General features: G+C 74.5%; 18 protein-coding genes. 5 read left to right on the top strand and 13 right to left on the bottom strand.

The window, feature by feature from the left end; genetic code table 11:
• Positions 1-53 precede the first annotated feature (53 nt).
• The 4 genes from ACGF13_RS04495 to ACGF13_RS04480 form a co-directional block, all read right to left on the bottom strand.
• The gene (locus ACGF13_RS04495; protein ID WP_392868873.1) at positions 54-806 is read right to left on the bottom strand and encodes a MerR family transcriptional regulator; all 753 of its coding nucleotides are present in this window, start codon (positions 804-806) and stop codon (positions 54-56) included.
• A gap of 255 nt (positions 807-1,061) precedes the next feature.
• On the bottom strand, positions 1,062-2,150 hold the full coding sequence (locus ACGF13_RS04490; protein ID WP_392868871.1) for an isopenicillin N synthase family dioxygenase: 1,089 nt from the start codon (positions 2,148-2,150) through the stop codon (positions 1,062-1,064).
• Positions 2,151-2,577: 427 nt separating this feature from the next.
• On the bottom strand, positions 2,578-3,225 hold the full coding sequence (locus ACGF13_RS04485; RefSeq protein WP_392868869.1) for a response regulator: 648 nt from the start codon (positions 3,223-3,225) through the stop codon (positions 2,578-2,580).
• A complete protein-coding gene (locus tag ACGF13_RS04480; RefSeq protein ID WP_392868867.1) occupies positions 3,177-4,625 on the bottom strand; it encodes a histidine kinase in 1,449 nt (482 codons plus the stop codon). Before ACGF13_RS04480 ends, ACGF13_RS04485 begins: the two co-directional genes overlap by 49 nt.
• 220 nt (positions 4,626-4,845) lie before the next feature.
• On the opposite strand from ACGF13_RS04480, the gene ACGF13_RS04475 reads away from it, so the two are divergent.
• Together ACGF13_RS04475 and ACGF13_RS04470 are read left to right on the top strand one after the other, a co-directional pair.
• Positions 4,846-5,616 (top strand): ABC transporter ATP-binding protein, encoded by a 771-nt coding sequence (locus ACGF13_RS04475; protein WP_392870021.1) that lies wholly within the window; start codon positions 4,846-4,848, stop codon positions 5,614-5,616.
• A complete protein-coding gene (locus ACGF13_RS04470) occupies positions 5,613-8,006 on the top strand; it encodes an FtsX-like permease family protein (protein ID WP_392868865.1) in 2,394 nt (797 codons plus the stop codon). The genes ACGF13_RS04475 and ACGF13_RS04470 overlap by 4 nt, the downstream gene beginning before the upstream one ends.
• Positions 8,007-8,285: 279 nt before the next feature.
• On the opposite strand, the gene ACGF13_RS04465 is transcribed toward ACGF13_RS04470, so the two are convergent.
• From ACGF13_RS04465 to ACGF13_RS04450, 4 genes are all read right to left on the bottom strand, one after another.
• Complete coding sequence (locus tag ACGF13_RS04465) at positions 8,286-9,044, bottom strand: MerR family transcriptional regulator (RefSeq protein WP_392868863.1); 759 nt, start codon at positions 9,042-9,044, stop codon at positions 8,286-8,288.
• 131 nt (positions 9,045-9,175) lie between these two features.
• Positions 9,176-10,240, bottom strand: coding sequence for a DUF2332 domain-containing protein (locus ACGF13_RS04460; RefSeq protein WP_392868861.1), 1,065 nt, complete (start codon positions 10,238-10,240; stop codon positions 9,176-9,178).
• Between the two features lie 195 nt (positions 10,241-10,435).
• A complete protein-coding gene (locus ACGF13_RS04455) occupies positions 10,436-11,569 on the bottom strand; it encodes an SUKH-4 family immunity protein (protein WP_392870019.1) in 1,134 nt (377 codons plus the stop codon).
• 241 nt (positions 11,570-11,810) lie between these two features.
• Complete coding sequence (locus ACGF13_RS04450; protein WP_392868860.1) at positions 11,811-12,401, bottom strand: DinB family protein; 591 nt, start codon at positions 12,399-12,401, stop codon at positions 11,811-11,813.
• A 157-nt stretch (positions 12,402-12,558) separates the two neighbouring features.
• Here ACGF13_RS04450 and ACGF13_RS04445 point away from each other — a divergent pair, with 157 nt between their 5' ends.
• Complete coding sequence (locus tag ACGF13_RS04445) at positions 12,559-13,398, top strand: class I SAM-dependent methyltransferase (RefSeq protein ID WP_392868858.1); 840 nt, start codon at positions 12,559-12,561, stop codon at positions 13,396-13,398.
• A gap of 91 nt (positions 13,399-13,489) precedes the next feature.
• Here ACGF13_RS04445 and ACGF13_RS04440 read toward each other — a convergent pair whose 3' ends face one another.
• From ACGF13_RS04440 to ACGF13_RS04420, 5 genes are all read right to left on the bottom strand, one after another.
• The gene (locus ACGF13_RS04440) at positions 13,490-14,062 is read right to left on the bottom strand and encodes a dihydrofolate reductase family protein (protein ID WP_392868857.1); all 573 of its coding nucleotides are present in this window, start codon (positions 14,060-14,062) and stop codon (positions 13,490-13,492) included.
• A 111-nt stretch (positions 14,063-14,173) separates the two neighbouring features.
• Entirely contained in the window at positions 14,174-14,917 is a 744-nt protein-coding gene (locus ACGF13_RS04435) for an SRPBCC domain-containing protein (RefSeq protein ID WP_392868855.1), read from the bottom strand.
• A complete protein-coding gene (locus ACGF13_RS04430) occupies positions 14,914-15,618 on the bottom strand; it encodes an ArsR/SmtB family transcription factor (RefSeq protein WP_392868853.1) in 705 nt (234 codons plus the stop codon). Before ACGF13_RS04430 ends, ACGF13_RS04435 begins: the two co-directional genes overlap by 4 nt.
• Before the next feature lie 145 nt (positions 15,619-15,763).
• Positions 15,764-16,153: a hypothetical protein gene (locus ACGF13_RS04425; protein ID WP_392868851.1), complete on the bottom strand. Its 390-nt coding sequence runs from the start codon at positions 16,151-16,153 to the stop codon at positions 15,764-15,766.
• A gap of 18 nt (positions 16,154-16,171) precedes the next feature.
• Positions 16,172-16,711 (bottom strand): RNA polymerase sigma factor, encoded by a 540-nt coding sequence (locus ACGF13_RS04420; RefSeq protein WP_392868849.1) that lies wholly within the window; start codon positions 16,709-16,711, stop codon positions 16,172-16,174.
• A gap of 508 nt (positions 16,712-17,219) precedes the next feature.
• On the opposite strand from ACGF13_RS04420, the gene ACGF13_RS04415 reads away from it, so the two are divergent.
• Both ACGF13_RS04415 and ACGF13_RS04410 read left to right on the top strand, forming a co-directional pair.
• The gene (locus tag ACGF13_RS04415; RefSeq protein ID WP_392868847.1) at positions 17,220-17,885 is read left to right on the top strand and encodes a hypothetical protein; all 666 of its coding nucleotides are present in this window, start codon (positions 17,220-17,222) and stop codon (positions 17,883-17,885) included.
• A gap of 1 nt (position 17,886) precedes the next feature.
• The gene (locus ACGF13_RS04410) at positions 17,887-19,656 is read left to right on the top strand and encodes a DNA polymerase Y family protein (protein WP_392868845.1); all 1,770 of its coding nucleotides are present in this window, start codon (positions 17,887-17,889) and stop codon (positions 19,654-19,656) included.
• The last annotated feature ends 63 nt before the right edge of the window (positions 19,657-19,719 follow it).

Here is a 19,719-nt window from a genome sequence, read left to right as displayed (position 1 = left end):
GGTCACCGGTGTGCGGTCCGGGGTCCGCGGTCCGCGACCTCACCGGGCTTCCGCTACCGCTCCGGGCCCGGCTCCTGGCTCAACTCCTCGTCCAGTTCGTCCCGCAGGGACCGCTGGAAGGCCGTGACCAGGGCCTGCGCCACCATCGGCTGGATGTGGTCCGTCAGCGCCCGCATCCGGGCCAGCTCCTCCGGCGCGGGCTCGCTCTCCCGGTACGGCTTCCACACCGTCTCGCGGAACAGCCGGTGCAACTCCCGTGCCGTCGCCCGACTGTGCTCCAACACCACCGCCCGGGCGGCCAGCAGCGTCTCCAGCGGGATGGGTACGTCCAGGATCCGCACGCCCAGCGGCAGCAGCCCGGGATCCACCCGGAACACCTCCGGATCCGCCGTCCGCTCCAGTGCCCCCATCGCGGCGAGCCGTTCGACCTGCTCCTCCGCCAGCCCCCGCCCGGCCCGCCGCTCCAGCTGCGCCCTGGTGGCCTCCTCCGGGGTCTCCGGCGTCCAGGACGCCACCAGCGCACGGTGGATCGCCAGGTCCAGCGGCGTGCTGTCCTCCGGCAGCCGCGCCAGGTACCGCTCGATCGCGGCCAGCGTCAGCCCCTGCCGCTGCAACTCCTCGATCAGCTCCAGCCGGTCCAGGTGCGCCGCCCCGTACAGCCCCACCCGCCGCGGCCCCAACTCCGGCGGCGGCAGCAGGCCCTTCGTTCCGTAGAACCGCACCGTCCGCACCGTCACCCCGGCCCGGGCCGCCAGCTCGTCCACCGTCAGTCGCAGCCCGGCCCCCGCCCCGCCGTGCTCCCCCATCTGCCGCCTCCCGCGCTGGCACACTCCTGCTGTGACAGCAGCAGTGTGACAGTGCCGTCCCGGCCGGTCCACCGATGGGGGAGGGGCGGTGGGCGATGGGCGGTGCTTGGTGGGCGTAGGCGTCCGCGTGGGCGTGGGCGTGGGGCCGGGGGTGAGGCGTACGGGTGCGGATACGCCGACGCCCCTGCCCTCTGCCGGGGCCGGTGTCCGGCGGAGGGCGTCGGGCGGGGCGTCGGGTGGAGGCGTCGGGCGGGGTCAGGCGAGGGCGGCGTGGTGGCGGCGGGTGACCTCGGGGTGGGCCCGGGTGTAGCCCTTCCACTCGTTGAGGCCGAAGTCGGCGAAGAGCGGGTTGTCCGGGTCCTCGGTGGCGCCGGGGGCGTGGTGGGCGAGCGGGAAGTCCAGCGGCTCGACGTGGGCGTCGAGGCGGGGGTTGTAGAAGAACGGCACGGAGAAGCGCTCGCGGGCGCCGGGCGGGCTCACCACGCGGTGGCTGGTGGCCTTGAGGTAACCGTCCGTGGCCACCTCCAGCAGCTCGCCGAGGTTGACGACGAAGGCGCCGTCGAGGGGCGGGACGTCGAGGAAGGTGCCGTCCGCGCGCTCGACCTGGAGGCCGCCGACGGTGTCCTGCAGCAGCAGGGTGATGAAGCCGTAGTCCTTGTGGGAGCCGACGCCCTGGCCGGCGCCGTCCGGGGCGGTGCCGGGGTAGCGGACCAGCTTGAGACGCAGGTGGGGGTGGCCCGCGAAGGCCTCGTCGTAGAAGTCGGGGCGGGCGCCGATCGCGGTGAGGAGTTCGTGCAGCAGACGGCGGGCGACCTCTCCGAGGTGGTCGATCCAGCCGAGCGTGGCGGTGCGCAGCTCGGGGAGCGCCTCGGGCCACTGGTTGGGCCCCTCCAGCCACCAGTACGGGGGCTCGCCGCCGCTGGGGACGTGCGGGGGCAGCTCGGCGCCGATGTCCAGCTGGTCGCGCCAGTCCTGGTTGCCGCCGGTGCGCTCGTCGCCGGTGCGGGTGTAGCCCCGGTAGTGGGGGGAGTTGAGGTTGCTCACGGCGAGCCGGTCGGCCTCGGGGAGCGCGAAGAAGGCGCGCATGGCCCGGGTGAGCGCGGTCGTCTCCTCCGGGGTGACGCCGTGACCGACGAGCTGGAAGAAGCCGACGCCGGTGGCCGCGGTGCGGAGCTCGTCGTGCAGGCGGCGGCGGTCGTCCGGGCTGCCGTCGGCGAGCGAGAGGTCGATCACCGGGAGGGCGTCCGCCGGGGAGTTCGCCGGGGCGTCTGCAGGGGCTTCCGCCGGAGTGGAGCCGGTACCGGTCTCGGATATGGGCGTGTACTGCTGCGTCATGTGTGACATCCGCTGGGTCTCGTCCCGGCTGGTCCCGGTGGTCGACCGGGGACGGCCGGAGCTGCGCCTGGTGCGGCGGGTGCTCCGGGAGCCGGGAGGTGGCGGCGGCCGGGCAGGGGCCGCCGGTGAGGGTGGGTGGCGCGAGGTTCAGCCGGAGCGTCGACAGGACATGGTCGTCACGCGGAGCAGGTCCACGTGGCGGCGGCGAACAAGGATGAGCACCTCACCAGCGTAATTGACCCGTTCTGCGGCGGGCGAGCCCCCTGCAGCGGAGGGCCGCTCGCCACTTGTCGGTGATCTATCAAGTTGTGGGGTGGCGGGCGACGGTGCCGGAGTGCGGCCGCTTATGGCTCCCTTCGGATGGCGGGCCCCTTCGGATGGCAGGCTCCTTCGGGTAGTGGACCCCTTCGGATGGACGATCCCTTGGCGGCTCCCTTCAGGACTTGTTGAGGTAGGCCAGGACGGCGAGGACCCGGCGGTTGTCGTCGTCGGAGGGCTGGAGGTCGAGCCGGACGAAGATCGACGCGGTGTGCTTGGCGACGGCTCGCTCGGTGATCACCAGCTGCTGGGCGATCGCCGCGTTGGACCGCCCCTCCGCCATCAGCGCCAGCACCTGCCGCTCGCGCGGGGAGAGGGTGGAGACCGGGCCGGCCGAGGAGTTGTGGGTGAGCAGCCTGGTGATCACCTCCGGATCCATCGCGGTGCCGCCCTGGGCGACCCGTCGTACGGCGTCGATGAACTGGGTGCCGTCCATCACCCGGTCCTTGAGCAGGTAGCCGATCCCGCCGGTGCTGCCGGCCAGCAACTCGCGGGCGTACAGCTGCTCCACGAACTGCGACAGCACCAGGACGGGCAGGCCCGGGTGAGCCCGGCGGGCCGCCAGCGCGGCCCGCAGCCCCTCGTCCGTGAAGCCCGGTGGCAGCCGGACGTCCACCACGGCGATGTCGGGCCGGTCCGCGGCCACCGCGGCGAGCAGTTGCTCGCCGTCCTCCACCGCCGCGGTGACCTTCATGCCGTTGGCCTCCAGCAGCCGGGTCAGGCCGTCCCGGAGGAGGAAGAGGTCTTCGGCGATGACAACGCGCACGGGATCTCCAGGTTCACGATGGTCGGTCCGCCGGACGGGCTGCTGATCGCGAGCACCCCGTCGAAGGCGGCCAGGCGGCGTTCGGTTCCGCTGAGGCCGGTTCCCCGGGACGGCTCGGCGCCGCCGCGCCCGTCGTCGGTGACCGATATCCGCAGCAGCCCGTCACTGTGCCCTATCTCGATCCACACGTGCGAGGCCCCGGCGTGCTTGACCACGTTGGCCAGCAGCTCCGTCACCGCGAAGTAGGCGGCCGACTCCACCGGGGCCGGCGCCCGGCCGGGCAGGCTTCCGGTGAAGCCGACCGGCAGCGGCAGGTCCAGCGCCGTCGCCTGTACCGCGTCGGCCAGGCCGCGGTCGGCGAGCACCGGGGGATGGATGCCGCGGACCAGGTCCCGCAGCTCGCCCAGCGCCTTCACCGAGGACAGCCGGGCCTCGGCCAGCAGCGGCCCGAGGGCGTCCGGGTCGTGCTTCAGCTGCTCGGCCACCGTCAGCAGCATGCCCAGCGCCACCAGCCGGGCCTGCGCCCCGTCGTGCAGGTCCCGCTCGATCCGGCGCAGCTCGGCCGCTCCGGCGTCGATGGTGTCCGCCCTGGTCCGTGCGAGATGGCTGACCTGGCGGGCGAGCTCGACCCGCCGGGACGGCCCGAGCAGGGCCCGGGCGGCCTTCTCGTGGATCCTCAGGACCGGTGGCGCGGCCCACAGGGCGGCCAGCGGGGAGATGGTCAGGCCCATCGAGTAGACGACGCCCAGGGCGAAGAACCGTTCGTTCCGGCCGAAGACCTCCAGTGCGATCGGCGCCAGCAGGACGATCACGGCGACGAGCAGCACGGTGGTGCCGGTGAGCAGCGTCCAGGCGAAGTCCCGCCACGTCGCCGGGTCGGTGAGCCAGCCGCCGGCCCGCAGCCGCTGCCAGGGCCCGGCCCCGGCCGGACCGCGGTACGGCACCGGGATCGGCCGCCCGCTCCACTTCCCGACCGTCCGCCTGCTCTCCGTCGCGATCCAGCGGGCGCCGAACAGCCCGAGCACCACCAGCGAGGGCGCCATCCAGAGCGAGCCGGCCCGGCCGCCGGGGGCGGCACCGCCGTAGAGGTGCGCCGCCATCAGCGCTATCGCCCCCGGGGCGAACAGCGCGGCGCCGAGCGCCCGGCCGCCGCCCCCGGTGGCCCAGCACAGCGCCCAGAGGGCGACCGGTGCCATCGGCACCGCCAGGATCAGCGGCCCGCCCGGGTGGAAGTCCCGGGGATCGTCCGGACCGAACAGCGCGGTGGCCAGCAGGACCGGCCCCGCCAGCAGCGCGAGGAGGCCCGTCACGGCCAGCGTCACCGCGTACCAGGCACGCACCCCGTCCGCGCAGGCCCGGCCGACCCGCAGGGCCGCCCCGTTCAGCACTCCCGCGTTCATGACGCGCCCCCATTCCCTTCCGAGACCCCCGTCCGGAGGCCTCGAGGCCACGGCTCCGGAGCCCCCCGTGGGCCCCGGTTCCGATCTTTCGCTGGGTCAGTCTGCCCGGCCGGAGCCTCCGGCGCTCTAGGCCTGAACACCCAGTTCGGGGTGTATCTGGATACACCCCGAGGAGGCTGTCCAGACGGCTGTCGGCACCCCGCCGCCGATTCGTAGCGTGATGTTCCGTCAGCCGGACCGGGATTCCCGGTGCCGGATCTCGAACCGTGGAGGGCCCGTGAACGCGCCGATCATCCGGATCCGCGGCGTCAGCAAGACGTACGACCGATCCGACGCCGCCCGCCCCGCCCTGGCCGGGCTCGACCTGGAGGTCAGGGCCGGCGAGGCGCTGGCCGTGCTCGGCCGATCGGGCAGCGGCAAGTCCACCCTGCTGAACCTGATCGCCGGCCTCGACCGCCCGAGCGAGGGCGAGGTGGAGGTGGACGGCGTGGCCGTGCACCGGCTCGGCGAGGCCGCGCTGGCCGAGTACCGGCGGGCGCGGATCGGCATGGTGTTCCAGTTCTTCAACCTGCTGGACGACCTGAACGCGGAGGACAACGTGATGCTCCCGGCCCAGCTGGCCGGGATGCGGCGGGAGCAGGCCCGGGCCCGGGCCGGGGAGCTGCTGGAGCGGCTGGGGGTGGCCCGGCACGCCAAGGCCTTCCCCGGCCGGCTCTCCGGCGGCGAGCGCCAACGGGTCGCGGTGGCCCGGGCGCTGATGAACCGCCCGCCGCTGCTGCTGGCCGACGAGCCCACCGGGGCGCTGGACACGGCCTCGGCCGCCGACGTCCGCGACCTGCTGCGCGGTCTGAACGCGGACGGCCAGACGATCCTGCTGGTCACCCATGACACCGCGCTCGCCGAGGGCTGCGCCGACCGGACGATCGAACTGCTCGACGGCCGGCTGGTCAGGGACACGGCCGCCCTGCCGGTACCGGGCGGTGGCCGATGAGCGCGCTCGGCAAGGTGGTGCGCGCCGGGGTCGGCCGCCGGCGGGTGCAGACCCTGGTCATGGTGCTCACCACGATGATGTCGGTGACGGCGTGCATCCTCGCGCTCGGGCTGCTGGTCGCCGCCCGGGGCCCGTACCAGCGCTCCTTCGCCGACCAGCACGGCGCCCACCTCAACGTGCTGTACGACCAGGCCAAGGCGAGTCCGGCCCAGCTCGCCGCGGCGGCCCGCGTGCCGGGCGTGACGGCCTCGGCCGGCCCCTACCAGGCGGTCACCGTCCAGCCGCGCTCCGGCCCAGGCACCAGGATCCCGCCGGCCGGGAGCCCCCTGCCGCCGACGACGCTGGTCGGCCGCGGCGAGAAGGGCGCGCTGGACGATCTGCGGATCACCGAGGGCCGCTGGGTCGCAGGCCCCGGGGAGGTGGTGTTCCTGGACGGGCACTCCCCGCTGGCGGTCGGCGACACCATGGAGTTCCCAGGCCTTCCGGGGCACCCGACGCTCAAGGTCGTCGGCCTGGCGGCCTCGGTCTCCTGGAGCGCGGACGGCTGGGTCGCCCCCGAGCAGGTGCCCGGGCTGACGGCGCCCGGCACCACGCCCGCCGCCGAGTATCTCTACCGCTTCGCCCACGCCGACAGCGACGCCGAGGTGGAGGTCGACCGCGCCGCGCTCGCCGGCGCCGTCCCGGCCGGGGCGCTCGCCAAGGCCACCTCCTACCGGCCCGTCCAGGAGGAGGCGAACCGGACGGCCTCGACGTTCGTCCCGTTCGTCACGGCCTTCGGGGCGCTCGGGCTGGCCATGTCGGTGCTGATCATCGGCGTCGTGGTCAGCGGCGCCGTCAGCGCCGCCACCCGGCGGATCGGCATCCTCAAGTCCCTGGGCTTCACCCCGGCCCAGGTGGTGCGCGCCTATGTCGGCCAGGCGCTGATCCCCGCCGGGGTCGGCACGGCGCTCGGGGTACTCCTCGGCAACCTGCTGTCCGTCCCGGTCCTCGGGCTGGCCCACAAGGCCCTGCGCGGCGGACTGCTCGGCATCCCGGTCTGGGTGGACGTCGTGGTCGCGGTGGTGGCCCTGGGGGCCGTGGCGGGCACCGCGCTGGTGCCGGCGCTGCGGGCCGGGCGGCTGCGGACGGTGGAGGCGCTCGCGGTCGGCCGGACGGCGCCGGGCGCCAAGCGGGCGGCCGCCCGCGGCGCGGCCGACGGGGCCGGGGCGGCCGGCCCGCTGTCCCGGGCACAGGAGCTGATCGGCCGACTTCCGGTGCCACGGGCCCTCAGCCTCGGACTGGCCTCCCCGCTCAACCGGCCGGGCCGTTCGGCGACCACGGGTGCCGCCGTGGTGCTCGGCACGGTCGGGGTCACCCTCTGCGTGGGCCTGACGCTCTCGCTGAGCTCCCTCCAGGACGGCCTGATGGCCGGCCGCGCGGGCAAGGTGGTGGTCCAGGCCCCGATCGAGGGCTCCGCGCCGTTGGCCGACCACGTGGACGAGGCGGCCGTGGCCAAGGCCATCGACTCCCGCCCGGGCACCCGGGCCTGGTACAGCAGCGCCCCGACCCCGGTCGCCCTGGCCGGCAACACCGGGCGCTCCGAGGTGGTCGCGCTCAGCGGAGACGCCTCCTGGGGCGGCTTCCAACTGATCTCCGGCCGTTGGTTCCAGGGCCCCGGCGAGGTCGTGGTGGCCGCCGCCTACCTGCGGGCCAACCAGGCGAAGGTCGGTGACACCGTCACCCTCACCGACCACGGACGCAGCACCCCGGCGAAGATCACCGGCGAGGTTCTGGCCACCAACGACCTGGTGTTCACGGACCGGTCCACACTGGTGCCGCTCGGCGGCGCGATCCACGCCGAGGCGCTCACCTTCCACATCGACCTCACCCCGGGTACCGACGCACAGGCCTACGCCGAAGGGCTGGACCAGGTCGTGAAACCCCTGGGCCTGGGCGCCGACCCCGGCGGGGAGCACCTCAACATCGTGGTGCTGGCGATGAACACCCTGGCGGGCACGCTCACACTGCTGCTCTCCGTGGTGGCGGGGCTCGGAGTGCTGAACACCGTGCTGCTGGACACCAGGGAACGGGTGCACGACCTCGGGGTGCTCAAGGCACTCGGGATGTCACCCCGGCAGACCGTCGGCATGGTGCTCACCTCGGTCTGCGCCAGCGGGCTGGCGGCCGGGCTGATCGGGGTCCCGCTCGGCATCCTGGTGCACCACCAGGTGATGCCCGCGATGGCCCGAGCCGCCGGAATCGGTGTGCCGGACGCCGACCTCGCCGTGTTCGACCCCTCGGTGGCGGGGCCGCTGATACTCGGCGGCCTGGTGCTGGCCCTGCTCGGAGCCGTCCTCCCGGCCACCTGGGCGGCCCGCACCAGGACGGTCACGGCGCTGCGGACGGAGTGACGGCGGGGGAGAGAGGAGAGGACACGCCCTGCGCCCGGCTTCTGCCAGGGAGCCCAGGGGAGCCCCCGGTAAGGCTCCCCGGCAGAGCCGGACCGGACCGAGCCGGACCGGACCGAGCCGGACCGGACCGAGCCGGACCGGACCGAGCCGGACCGGACCGAGCCGGGCGGGATCGGACAGAGCCGATCCCGCCCGAGCCGGACGGGCAGCCCAGCGCGACCAAAGATCGCGCGGCGGCCCGGCCACCCGACCAGGCCCGGCCGCCCGACCAGGCCCGACTCAGGACAGCCGAGCCGCTGCGTACGCCTCCATGGCGGCGCGCTGGTACGCGGCCAGGCCCGGGGCGATGGCCTCGTACGCGGCACTCCACTGCTCGTTCTCGGTGCAGGAACGGGCGATCGCCAGGTACTCCTCGGTCGGGACGGACCGGATGGTGCGCAGCAGCTGGTACTCCTCGTCGATCGTGCTGTGCACGGGCGCGGCGTCGGCCGGGTGGCCGGCCGTCATCAGCTCCGCCAGGTGGATCATGCGGGCGGTCCGCTCGCGCTGTCCGGCCTCGATCTCGGCCGGGGTCATCGCGGCCGTCGCGCGCCGGGCCGCCTCGGCGTGCTCGGGGAAGTCCCGCAGGCTCGCGTCGACGTCGTCGGGCTGGATGCCCTCGAAGAGGTTCTCGGGGCGGTTGATGGTCATGGGCGTGCCGTCCTTCCGGGCGCGTTCCAGGTCGGCGATCGTGCGGGAAACGGTGGCGGCCAGGGCGTCGAGCCGGTCGCGCTCGGCGACCAGCCGCCGACGGTGGCCCCGCAGGGCCTCCAACTCGTCCACCTGATCGCCCAGGATCCGGGCGATCTCGGTCAGCCCCACGCCCAGCGCCCGCAGTACCAGGACCTGTTGCAGCTGGAGCAACTGCCGCTCCTCGTAGTAGCGGTGGCCGTTGGAGCCGATCCAGGCCGGGGGCAGCAGCCCGATCTCGTCGTAGTGCCGCAGTGTTCGGGCAGTCACTCCGGACATCCGGGCCACTTCGGCGATGGGCCAGGCCATGGTCCGCCTCCCTCGTCTCCACGTCGCACGTTCGCATGGACCGGGGCCGGTTCTCCGGCCCTGGTCACGACGGTAGAAGCTGCCGCTGCGGCAGCTTCAAGCCCGAGGGCGCCCCGCCGCCAGCGCGCCGGCTACGCCTCGCCGAACCAGTCCAGGGACTGTCCGTGCGGCCCCGTGAACGCGACCGGCCGTTCGTCCAGGGCGAGCACGAACAGACCGGAGCCGGCCGGTGCCGGGCGGGGGAGGCGTCGGGCGACGGTCGGCAGTACCGAGACCGCCTCATTGGAGATCCAGTGCCCGGAAAGCCCGCGCATCGTCGCCGCGAACTCCTCCCGCCCCTCCGGCGGCAGGTACGCGAGCACCGCGCTGTGGAACACCACCGGAGTCGCCCCCGCCGGAGCCTGCGCCACCAACTCCCGTACCGTCGCGTTGAGATCGCCGCGCACCAGCAACGGCGGTTCGGCCCGGGCGACCCGGACGGCGCCGCGCAGCCGGTCCAACCGGTGGGTCTGCTCGGGCCAGACCAACGATTCCAGCCAGCGCATGTCCTCCTCGGCCCGCACGTCCAGCGGATTGAGGTCGATCCCGGCCCGCCAGACCACCTCGGGCAGCCGCTCCCGAAGGGAGCCGGGGAACGACACCGGCCCGGTCACCGTGCAGTCCAGCGTCACCGGGCTCGCCGCCGCGCCGAACTCAGCGCCGAACGCAGTGTCGAACTCGGCGCCGAACTCGGCGACGGTGGCGCCGGCACCAAGCCCGACTCCCTCGCCCTCCCCGGCCAGGAAGCGGTACCGATACCGATACCGGTCCGGGTACAGGCAGAGCCCCGCCGAGGCGCCCACCTCGATCAGGGCAAGCGGTTGCGGCAGCGCGGCCAGCAGCGGCAGCAGGGTGGCGCAACGGCCCGCCTCGTTGGTCTGCGTCCGTCGCTCCAGCATCGTCGCCGAGACCTCGGCCCAGTGCTCCGCCACCCAGCCGTTGAAGGCCGACCAGCCGTCCGTCACCGGCCCACCCAGGTGCCGTACCGCGCCGAACAGCAGGTTCGGCTGCCGCTTCGCGGCCGGAAGACCGTCGAGCAGCGCACACAACTGCCCGTCCCCGGCGACGCGTTCGGCCAGCTCCTGGTAGACCGGTGAGTTGCCGCGCGCCTCCCGCTCCGCGAACGCCTGGTAGAGGTCCCCCGTATCGCTGCGCATCCCCCACACGTCCTTCCGACGCCTTCTCGAGTGATCGAATCGGCCCAGACTACGCCCGGTCCGACGTGCCGCCCTCCGCCCGGAACAGACCCGGAACCGGCCCGGAACCGACCCAGAACCGGCCCGTGGCCATGCCGACGGAAGGCCATGCCGACCGAGGACCGCGCCGACGGAAGGCCGCGCCGACCGACCCGCTCAGCCGAGCAGACCGCCCATGTGCCCGTCCTCGGCGAGCAGCCGCCACGAGCAGCCGGGCGAGGCGAACGCCTCGGGGTCGACGGCCTCCACCAGCCCGTCCACCACCGTGCTCAGCAGCGCCTGCGGATCGAACACCGCCCAGGTCTCCCGGGCCCGGCCGTACTCCCAGCGGTCCCACTCGGCGCGCAGCCGCTCGTACGTCCAGAGGGAGTAGAGCAGGGCGGAGAGGTCACGGTTCAGGTAGGCCTCGGGGTGGCCGTCGTCGTACCAGTCCGGCAGCTCCAGTCGGCCGGTGGCGCCGTCCAGGGCGATCGTCAGATCGGTCGGCCAGTCCCCCAGGGCGAGGAACTCTCGCTGGTACGGGCGCTCCTCCTCACCGTCGAAGTACTCGGGATACGCCTCGCCCATGGTGACCAGCGGCTCCTCGCACACCCCGAACATCGCCCCGCCCAGCGGCAGGCCGACCTCGGTCAGCAGCCGTCGGGTCGGCCCGTGCACCAGGGCGGCGGGCAGTTCCTCGGGCCGGAAGAGGTGTACCCGGCCGGGGCCGCCGTCCTGGTCCGTCAGCGCCGCCAGCTCCGCCACCAGCTCCGGGGCCACCTCGTACGCGGGCCCGCCCGGGCCGCCCGGCAGCGCACCCCAGCCCAACGCCCGCACCAGCAGCGCGGTGCCCCAGTGCGGGGGTGGGGCTGAGCCGTCGCCGAACAGCCCGGGGTCGATCTCCCGCATCCGTCGCTCGGCCTCCGCCAGCACCTCGGCCATCACGGTCGGGCCGCGCCGCCCGTCCAGTGCCGCCGGGCGCCGGGCCGCCTCGGCCACCGCGTCCACCTCGCGCACCAGGTCCGCCAGCGCGGCGACGCCGGAGGCCAGCAGGTCCCGCCGTGGGCCGCTGTTGTCCAGGAAGACCTCACCGGTCACCCCGTCCAGCAGCACCAGGCTGCCGCCGGCGGCGAACGGTGTGGAGTACGCCGTCTCCCCGAGGACGAACAGCCGCTCCGCCTCTGCGGAGACCGCCGCCGGCTCCCCGTCTCCGAGCACCTCGAAGTCCAGGAACGCCCCGGTCTCCGGCAGCCCCTCCCGCGCCAGGAACTCCCGACTCCCCGCGTGTACCACCCCAGCCGGAAGCTCCACCACCCGCTGACACCCCACGTGCCCCACCTCTCCCGGCCTACCCCGTGACCCCCAGACCCTAGCGGCCCGCCCCGACAGCACCGGGGCACTCGCCGGGCGGGGCAGCCGGTGGGAGCCGACCGGTTGCTGCGGCGCCGGGCCCTTTGCGGCGGCTCAGACCTTCCTCGCCTCACCCCCGCGAACCTCGCCTCACCCCCGCCGAACCCCGCCTTGCCCCCGCCGAACCCCGCCCCCTTCCTCCTCAGCCGAGGCCGCCGGCCTCCCGGGCCGCCTGCTCCACGCGGTCGCGGTGGGCCCGCCACCAGTCGGCGTCGCCGGGGGCGGTGTTGGCGCCGTCGGAGCGCTGGCCGGTGGCGCCGTCCACGAGTTCGCGGACCAGGTCGGCGTGGCCGACGTGACGGTGGGTCTCGGCGATCATGTGGACGAGCACCCGGTGGAGGGTCTGCTCGTGGCGGGCACCGAACGGCACCTTGCCGACGGCGTCCAGCGGCAGGGCCTCGATGGTGGCGTCGGAGTGGGCCCAGACCCGTCGGTAGCGCCCGACGATCTCCTCGGTGCTCTCGTCCGCCCGCGCCCACATGTCGCCGTTGGGCTCGGTCTGTCCGGTGATCCACACGGGGGCCGGTTCGGGGAAGGGACGGCCGAAGGTGTCGCCGAAGTACAGCGCCTCGGCGCCGGTGACGTGCTTGACCAGGCCCAGCAGGTTGGTCCCGGTGGGGGTGAGCGGGCGGCGCAGGTCGTACTCGGAGAGGCCTTCGAGCTTCCAGAGCAGGGCGTCGCGGGCATCCTGGATGTAGATCCGGAGATCGTTCTTGTCGTCGGTCGAAGTCATGGGACCAGTCTGTTGGCCGCGGGATGCCTGTCCATCGGTTTCCCGTCCCGGCCGGCCAAGGCCGTCCCGCTCGGTCCCGGCCGGCCGGGACCGAGCGTCAACACGTGCCATGATCAAGGCTGTTCACCGAACGTCAGGCCCCTTCGAAGGAGCGGAGATGGCCGACGAGGCCTGGTCCTGGGACGAGACGCTGTTCGCCGGAACGGCCGCCCACTACACCCGCGGCAGACTCCCGTACGCCCCTGGACTGGCGGAGGCGTTGGTCGAGGAACTGGGGCTCGACGGGCGGGGACGGCTGCTCGACGTGGGGTGTGGGCCGGGCACGCTGGCGCTGGGCCTGGCGCACCTGTTCGGTGAGGTCGTCGGGGTGGACCCGGACGCCGGGATGATCGCCGAGGCGCGCCGGGCGGGCGCCGCGGAGCCCAAGGTCACCTGGGTGCGGGCCCGGGCCGAGGAACTGCCGTCGGGCCTCGGCACCTTCACGCTGGCGGTCTTCGGCCAGTCCTTCCACTGGATGGACCGCGACCTGGTGGCGGCGACCGTGCGGCGCATGCTGCGGCCGGGTGGCGCCCTGGCACACATCTCGGACCTGAAGGGCGAACCGCGTCCCACCGAGGGGCTGCCGCACCCGCCGGTCCCGTACGCCGCGATCGGGGAACTGGTCCGGCGCTACCTCGGCCCGGTCCGCCGCGCCGGGCAGGGGCTGCTGCCGCACGGCACGCCGGACGACGAGGCCGCCGTCCTCGCCCGGGCGGGCTTCACCGGTCCGCGGCGGATCGTCGTCCCGGGCGGGCGGCCGCTGGAGCGCACGGCCGACGACGCGGTCGCGGGCGTCTTCGCGCTCTCCTCCTCGGCCCCGCACCTGTTCGCCGAGCGCCGTCCGGCCTTCGAGTCGGACCTCCGTCGACTCCTCGCCCGGACCTCGTCGTCGGGGCGCTTCTCGGAGCGGCAGCCGAGCAGCGAGGTGTTCGTCTGGCGCACGGCGGACGGGCGTTGACCATCAGGGAACTGACGGCCGGAGAGGTGGCGGCCAGGGAGCTGACGGTCAGGGAGGCGACAGCCTGGGCGGGGCGGACGGGCCCTGCCGGTCAGCGGACCACGTCGAAGACCTGCTTCTGGAGGCCGTTCCCGTACACCTCGTGCTCGACCAGCTTCAGCTTCTGGGCGTCCTTGTCCGTCGTGCTGAACATGCGCTTGCCGGCGCCGAGCAGCAGCGGGAAGACGAGCAGGTGGTAGCGGTCGATCAGGCCGGCGTCGGAGAGGGCGCGGTTCAGGGCGGCGCTGCCGTGGAGGATGATCGGGCCGCCCTCGGTCTCCTTCAGCGCGGCGACCTCGTCGAGCGAGCGCAGGATGGTGGTCTCGCCCCAGTTCGACACCAGGTCGTCCTCGGTGAGGGTGGTGGAGACGACGTACTTCGGCAGCGTCTTGTAGTGGGCGAACTCCGCCATGTCCGGCCACACCGGGCTGAACGCCTGGTAGCTGACCCGGCCGAGCAGCATCGCGGTGGCCTCCTCCTGTTCCCGCCCCTTGATCTCGAACGCCTCGGGGAGGAACTCGATGTCCTTGAAGGTCCAGCCGGAGTTCCGGTAGCCGGGTTCGCCGCCGGGGCCCTCGACCACGCCGTCGAGCGAGATGAAGGCGGTGCTGATCAGGGTGCGCATGAGTGGTTCCTCGGTTCTCTCGCGGGGCTGAGTCTGGGTCTGGGTCTGGGGCTGAGTCTGGGCCGGGATCGGGTCTGTCGGCCCGAAGGCCCGAAGGCCCGAAGTGGCAGGTCAGGCGAGGGCCTCGGCCAGCCACTGCTGCCAGGCGGCCTCGGCCTCGGCCCCGTCCGGAACCGGGCCGAAGAGGTGGTGGAACAGCAGCACCAGGCCGGAGCCGTGGTGGAAGGTGTAGAGCCCGTCGGCGGTACGGACCTCGACGCGTTCGTCGTCCGCCCAGACCACTTCGCCGTCCAGCGGCGGCAGGCCCGCCGGTTCCCCGTGGGCCCGCGTGCCCGTGGTGACCGGGAGCGGCAGCGACAGGGCGCGGGCGAGGAGGGCCCGGACCTCCGGTTCCGGCCGCCCGGCCGACGGCGCGGCGGCGAAGACGGGGACGGCGGTGCGTCCGGGGAAGTGGGTGAGGTACTCGCGGAGCGTGTGGAGGTGGAAGGGCCAGCCACGGCGCAGCGCGTCGTACTCGTCCTGCCAGTCGTCGCCGAGCAGGCCGCTGTGGACGACGCGGAGGACGGTGGCGCCGCCGTCCCGGCCCTCGATCAGGTACTCGAAGGCCATGAACCGGCCGTCCTCGCCGGTGGCCGTACGGGTGGCCAGGCGCTTGCCGGGCTCGTAGGCGGTGACGACCGCCTCCTCGCGGTGGCCCCCGGTCTCCATGACGGCGGTGCCGCCCTCGCGCGGGTCCAGCTCGTTGCGGCCCATGAACCAGGAGTCGATCCCCGGCCCGGTGGCGATCGCCTCCCAGACCTGTTCCGGGCTCGCCGGCAGGGAGGTCTCCAGCCCGATCTCGAACGGGTGGGTCATCGCGGGTCCTCCTGGTTCGGTGTGCTCCCGGCCTCGTCCGCCGCAGCGGCGATGTCCCCGGCCGCCACCTCGGCCCCGGCCGGTTCCGTCCCCGCTCCGGCCTTGGCCTCGGCCTCGGGTGGTGCGGCGGGGATCTGGTGGAGTCCGACGACCACCCGGTGGCTGCGGCCCCCGGGCGCGGACTCGTCGTGGTAGCGGCTGACGAGGGTGGCCACGGACTGGGCCAGCTCCTCGGCGAAGGCGGCCCGGTCGGCGGCGGAGGCGAACCGCACCTGCGCGTCGATGCCGAAGCTGGCGACCCGCCGGCGGGCCCGGGAGGCTCCGGTCAGCAGGGCCCCGACCTCCTGCACCAGCCGGGAGCCGAGCGCCAGCAGCCAGCGGGCGGAGAGCTGGTCGGGGGAGCGGGTGGGGTCCGGGCTGACGGCGGCCAGGACGCTGGGGGAGATCACGTAGGAGGCCGCGGTGGCGCGGTACACCCGTTCGGTGACGTTGCCCTTGCGGCGCTCCTCGGCGAGTTCGACGAGGCCGTGCCGCTCCAGTTCCTTCAGGTGGTAGTTGACCTTCTGCCGGGGCAGTCCCAGCCGGGCGGCCAGCATGGCGGCCGAGGCGGGCTCGGTCAGGGCGGCGAGGAGGCGTGACCGCATCGGGTCCAGCGAGGCCTCGGCCGCGGCGGGTTCTTCGATCACGGCGACTTCCAGCACCGTTCCAGCTTCTATCCGACAAAAAAATTTGTCAAGGAAAAAACACTTGTCGGTAGTCCGGTCGGGCGAGCACCTTCACCCGCCCGGCGTCACCCGCCCGGCGTCACCCGCCCGGCGTCACCCGCCCGGCGTCACCCGCCCGCCGTCACCCGCCCGGCGCCGTCACCCGACGGCGTAACGGCGCCGACGTGCCTCCGGACCCGTCCTCCCGGTGCTCGCCTTGGCCGGCGACGGTCAGCCTGCACTGGCCGTCCTCGCAGGAGCGCTGGAGGCGGCCCCGCGAGATCGTCTGCATCAGGCCGATCGTCCAGCAGGTCGGGCAGCCGCGCAGGGCGAGCAGGCCGATCGGCAGGAGGCCCAGGGCGACCGGCCCGACCGCCGGGATGAGGGCGACCGAGCCGACCAGCGCACCGAAACCCACCACGCCGCGCACGACGTGCTCGGGCAGGGACCTGCTCGCGAAGTCGGGGCCGTCGGGTCCGGCATCGGACCCGGGCTTCGTCCCACCCTTCGTCCTGCCTGTCGTTCCAGTCATCGTTCCCTCCAGCCGGATTCAGGTGGTGGCCCGCAGGGCCTGTTGGACCGCCGTACGGGCCCGGTGCAGGCACGACTTCATCGCCGCCGTGCTGAGGCCCAGTGCGTCGGCGACCGCGCGGCCGCTGTGGCCCTGGATGTCCCGCATGATCAGCACGCGGCGCTGGTCCGGGGGCAGGGCGGCGACCGCGGCCGCCACCGTGCCCGCCTCCAGGCTCTGCAGGACCTGGTCCTCGGCCGAGGGTGCGGGGGTGTCCTGCCGCAACGGCACGCTGCGGTCCCGCAGTTGGGCGCGTGCGCGCCGGAGGCACTCGTTGCGGACGATGCGGAACATCCACGACGCCAGGGCGCCGGAGGCCCGCAGCATCCCGATCTTGCGGTACAGGATGATCAGGGCCTCCTGTGCCGCGTCCTCCGCGTCCTCCGGGGTGGCGCAGAGGGAGCGGGCGAACCGCTGCACGTTGGGGTGCGAGCCCGACACCAGTGCGGCGATCGAGTCGACGTCGCCGCCCTGCGCGGCGGCGATCAGCCGTGCGCCGGGCCAGGTCGATTCAGCCACGTCCGGCTCGCCTGCGCTTTACGACCACCATGCAGGTGCAGAGCAGCACCAGGGTGACGGCGATGCCGATTCCGATGATCATCACTACCTCCGGATCCCGTGCCGGACGTTCGTCGGCACGTCTATAAGAGGTGCGCGCCGCCTCGAAGGATTCGGCCGTGCCGCGGGAAAGTCGCCCGCGTTCCCGGTGGATCGCCGTCGACTGCGCCCGGCACCGGCCTGGGTCCAAGCCCACCGGCCTACGGCCAGGCCACAGTAGGGCCGGTTGCGGAGAGTGACGGGTGGGGTGACCTGGGCGGACTTGAATCTTTGCGAACGTATGTTCGATCCTGGGGTTGTGCCCGTTTTCGAATCTGTTTTCGAATCCACCGCCGAGCAGCCCGCACGCCCCGTGCTCCGCCCGGTGGCGTCCCCGGCTGCCGTGCCGGGGGAGCCGGGGGAGCAAGGGGAGCGAGACGGGCGGGGGACGCCGGGTACCTGGCAGACGGCGGTGGGGTCCCGGGGGCTGGTGCCGGTGCCGTCCGCGCTGCGGGAGGTGCTGCCCGACGCCGGGCTGCGCCGGGGGACGGCGGTGTCGGTGGCGGGCGGGGACACCGGGCTGCTGCTGGCGCTGGCCGCCGGGGTGAAGGAGACCGAGGGCGGCTGGGCCGCGGCGGTCGGACTGCCGGACCTGGGGCTGGCCGCCGCCGAGGGGTACGGGCTGGACCTGCGACGGCTGCTGGTCGTGGACGATCCGGGGGCGCACTGGGCCGAGGTGGTCTCGGTGCTGGCCGGCGCGGTCGAGCTGATCATGCTGCGCCCGGACGGGCCGGTGCCGCCGAAGCTGGCCGCCCGGCTGGCGGCGGTGCTGCGGCGCAGCGGCTGCGTGCTGCTGGTCGCCGGACCGTGGCCGGGCGCGGCACTGCGGCTGGGGGTGCGCTCGGGGCGCTGGTTCGGGCTGGGCGACGGCCACGGGCAGCTCGTCGGCCGACAGGTGGAGGTGGTGGCCGAGGGCCGCGGCTCGGCGGTGCACGGCCGGACGGCCCGGCTCTGGCTGCCGGACGAGCACGGCGCGGTGCGCCCGCTCCAGGAGCAGCCACAGCCGGTGGCGGATCCGGTGCTCCCGGCGACCCCGGCGATCCCGGTGATACCGGCGGCGGAGCCGTTGGCCCCCCGCGTGGCGGCGGTGGTCTGAGATGGCGGACGACAGAACCCCCCGGGTGCTGGTGGTCTGGTGCCCGGACTGGCCGGTGGCGGCACTCACCGGCGACGACCCGGTCGCGGTGACCGAGGGCGGGCGGATCCTCGCCTGCTCGGCGGGTGCCCGGGAGGCCGGGGTGCGGCAGGGGCAGCGGCTCAAGCTGGCTCAACGGCTCTGCCCGTCGCTGGAACTGCGCGACCGCGACCCGGAGGCGGAGACCCGCCGCTTCGAGCCGGTGGTCGCGGCGGTGGAGGCGTTCACGCCCCGGGTGGAGGTGATCCGCCCGGGCCTGTGCGCGATCCCGGTGAAGGGCCCGGGCCGCTACTTCGGCGGTGAGGAGGCGCTGGCCGCCAAGGTCGGCAGAGCGGTGGCGGACGCCCTCGGGCAGCCGCTCGTCCCGGACGCCGTCCCGGGTGCGGTGGCCGTCCCGGTTGCGGCGCCCGTCGAAGCCCGACCCGTCGAAGCCCGGCCGGTTGAGGCCCGGCCCGTCGAGGCCCGACCGGCAACCGCCCCGCAGGCCCAGGTCGGCGTCGCCGACGGCCTGTTCGCCGCCGTGCTCGCCGCCCGGGCCGGGGTGCTGGTTCCGGCCGGCCGGACGGCGGAGTTCCTCGCCCCGTACCCGGTGAGCGCGCTGGGCGACGAGGCGCTGGCCGAGCTGCTCGGGCGGCTCGGCCTGCCCACCGTCGGGGCCTTCGCCGCACTGCCGGCCGAGTCGGTCGCGGACCGCTTCGGCCCGTCCGGGGCGGTCGCGCACCGGCTGGCCCGCGGCTTGCAGCCGCGCCCGCTGGTACCGCGTGAGGAGGAGCCGGACCTCGCCGTCGAGCAGCGCTTCGACCCGCCGGAGCTGCTGGCCGAGCCGCTGGTGTTCGTCGCCCGCACGCTGGCCGAGCAGCTGCACCAGCGGCTCGCCGGGGCCGGGCTGACCTGCCGCCGGGTGGCCGTCGAGGTGGCCTGCGCGGACGGCCGGACGGCCTCCCGGCTGTGGCGGCACGAGGGCCGGCTGTCCGCGACGGCCCTGGCCGAGCGGGTCCGGTGGCAGCTCCAGGCCTGGCAGGGCGCAGGCACCTTCGCGGGCGCCTCCGAGGGCGCCTCCGCGAGCAACGACCGGAGCAACGACCGGAGCAACGACCGGAGCAACGACCAGAGCAGTGACCCGAGCAGCGCCCGGGTCAGCGATCCGAGCAGCGCCCCGAGCGGCCAGGCCGGCTTCACCCTGCTCCGTCTGGCCCCCGACGGCCTCTCCCCGGACCAGGGCCGCCAGCTCGCGCTGTGGGGCCAGGCCGTCGCGGACGACCGGGTGGAGCGCGCGGTCGCCCGGGTGCAGGCGGTGCTCGGGCACGCCGGGCTGCGCCGGATCGAGCCGGCCGGCGGCCGCGGCCCGGGCGAGCAGGTGGTCAAGGTGCCGTGGGGCGAGCCGTACGAGGCGGCGGTGCCGGCCGACGCGCCCTGGCCGGGGCGGCTGCCGGAGGTGTGGCCCGCCGTGGTGCTGCGGGAGCCGGCGTCGGTGCGGGTGCTGGACGGGGCCGGGCGGCCGGTCACGGTGGACGGCCGGGCGGGGGTGTCGGCCCGGCCGTCCCTGGTCGTGGTCCGGGGCCGGGAGGAGCGGGTGGACGGCTGGACCGGGCCCTGGCCGGCGGTCGAGTACTGGTGGGACCAGTCGCGGGCCCGGCGCCGGGCTCGGTTCCAGGTCGTGGTGGGCGGCGGCCGGGCGCTGCTGCTCGCCGTGGAGGGGGGTGCCTGGTACCTGGAGGCCGGCTACGACTAGCGGTTCCGGAACCCAGTGGGAGGGGGGAGCAGGACGAGCACGAGAACGACGAAGGCGACCCCG

The sequence above is a fragment of the Kitasatospora sp. NPDC048286 genome (assembly GCF_043201735.1).
Lineage (GTDB): Bacteria > Actinomycetota > Actinomycetes > Streptomycetales > Streptomycetaceae > Kitasatospora.
This window is presented reverse-complemented; position numbering and strand designations above follow the sequence as displayed.

Excerpts from the sequence above, each read along its gene's own strand:
- ACGF13_RS04410 (WP_392868845.1), top strand. The coding sequence starts at position 17,887 with ATGGCGGACGACAGAACCCCCCGGGTGCTGGTGGTCTGGTGCCCGGAC.
- ACGF13_RS04450 (WP_392868860.1), bottom strand. The coding sequence starts at position 12,401 with ATGACTTCGACCGACGACAAGAACGATCTCCGGATCTACATCCAGGAT.
- ACGF13_RS04480 (WP_392868867.1), bottom strand. The coding sequence starts at position 4,625 with ATGAACGCGGGAGTGCTGAACGGGGCGGCCCTGCGGGTCGGCCGGGCC.
- ACGF13_RS04475 (WP_392870021.1), top strand. The coding sequence starts at position 4,846 with ATGTTCCGTCAGCCGGACCGGGATTCCCGGTGCCGGATCTCGAACCGT.
- ACGF13_RS04440 (WP_392868857.1), bottom strand. The coding sequence starts at position 14,062 with ATGCGCACCCTGATCAGCACCGCCTTCATCTCGCTCGACGGCGTGGTC.
- ACGF13_RS04470 (WP_392868865.1), top strand. The coding sequence starts at position 5,613 with ATGAGCGCGCTCGGCAAGGTGGTGCGCGCCGGGGTCGGCCGCCGGCGG.
- ACGF13_RS04425 (WP_392868851.1), bottom strand. The coding sequence starts at position 16,153 with ATGACTGGAACGACAGGCAGGACGAAGGGTGGGACGAAGCCCGGGTCC.
- ACGF13_RS04460 (WP_392868861.1), bottom strand. The coding sequence starts at position 10,240 with ATGCGCAGCGATACGGGGGACCTCTACCAGGCGTTCGCGGAGCGGGAG.
- ACGF13_RS04490 (WP_392868871.1), bottom strand. The coding sequence starts at position 2,150 with ATGTCACACATGACGCAGCAGTACACGCCCATATCCGAGACCGGTACC.
- ACGF13_RS04495 (WP_392868873.1), bottom strand. The coding sequence starts at position 806 with ATGGGGGAGCACGGCGGGGCGGGGGCCGGGCTGCGACTGACGGTGGAC.
- ACGF13_RS04445 (WP_392868858.1), top strand. The coding sequence starts at position 12,559 with ATGGCCGACGAGGCCTGGTCCTGGGACGAGACGCTGTTCGCCGGAACG.
- ACGF13_RS04435 (WP_392868855.1), bottom strand. The coding sequence starts at position 14,917 with ATGACCCACCCGTTCGAGATCGGGCTGGAGACCTCCCTGCCGGCGAGC.
- ACGF13_RS04465 (WP_392868863.1), bottom strand. The coding sequence starts at position 9,044 with ATGGCCTGGCCCATCGCCGAAGTGGCCCGGATGTCCGGAGTGACTGCC.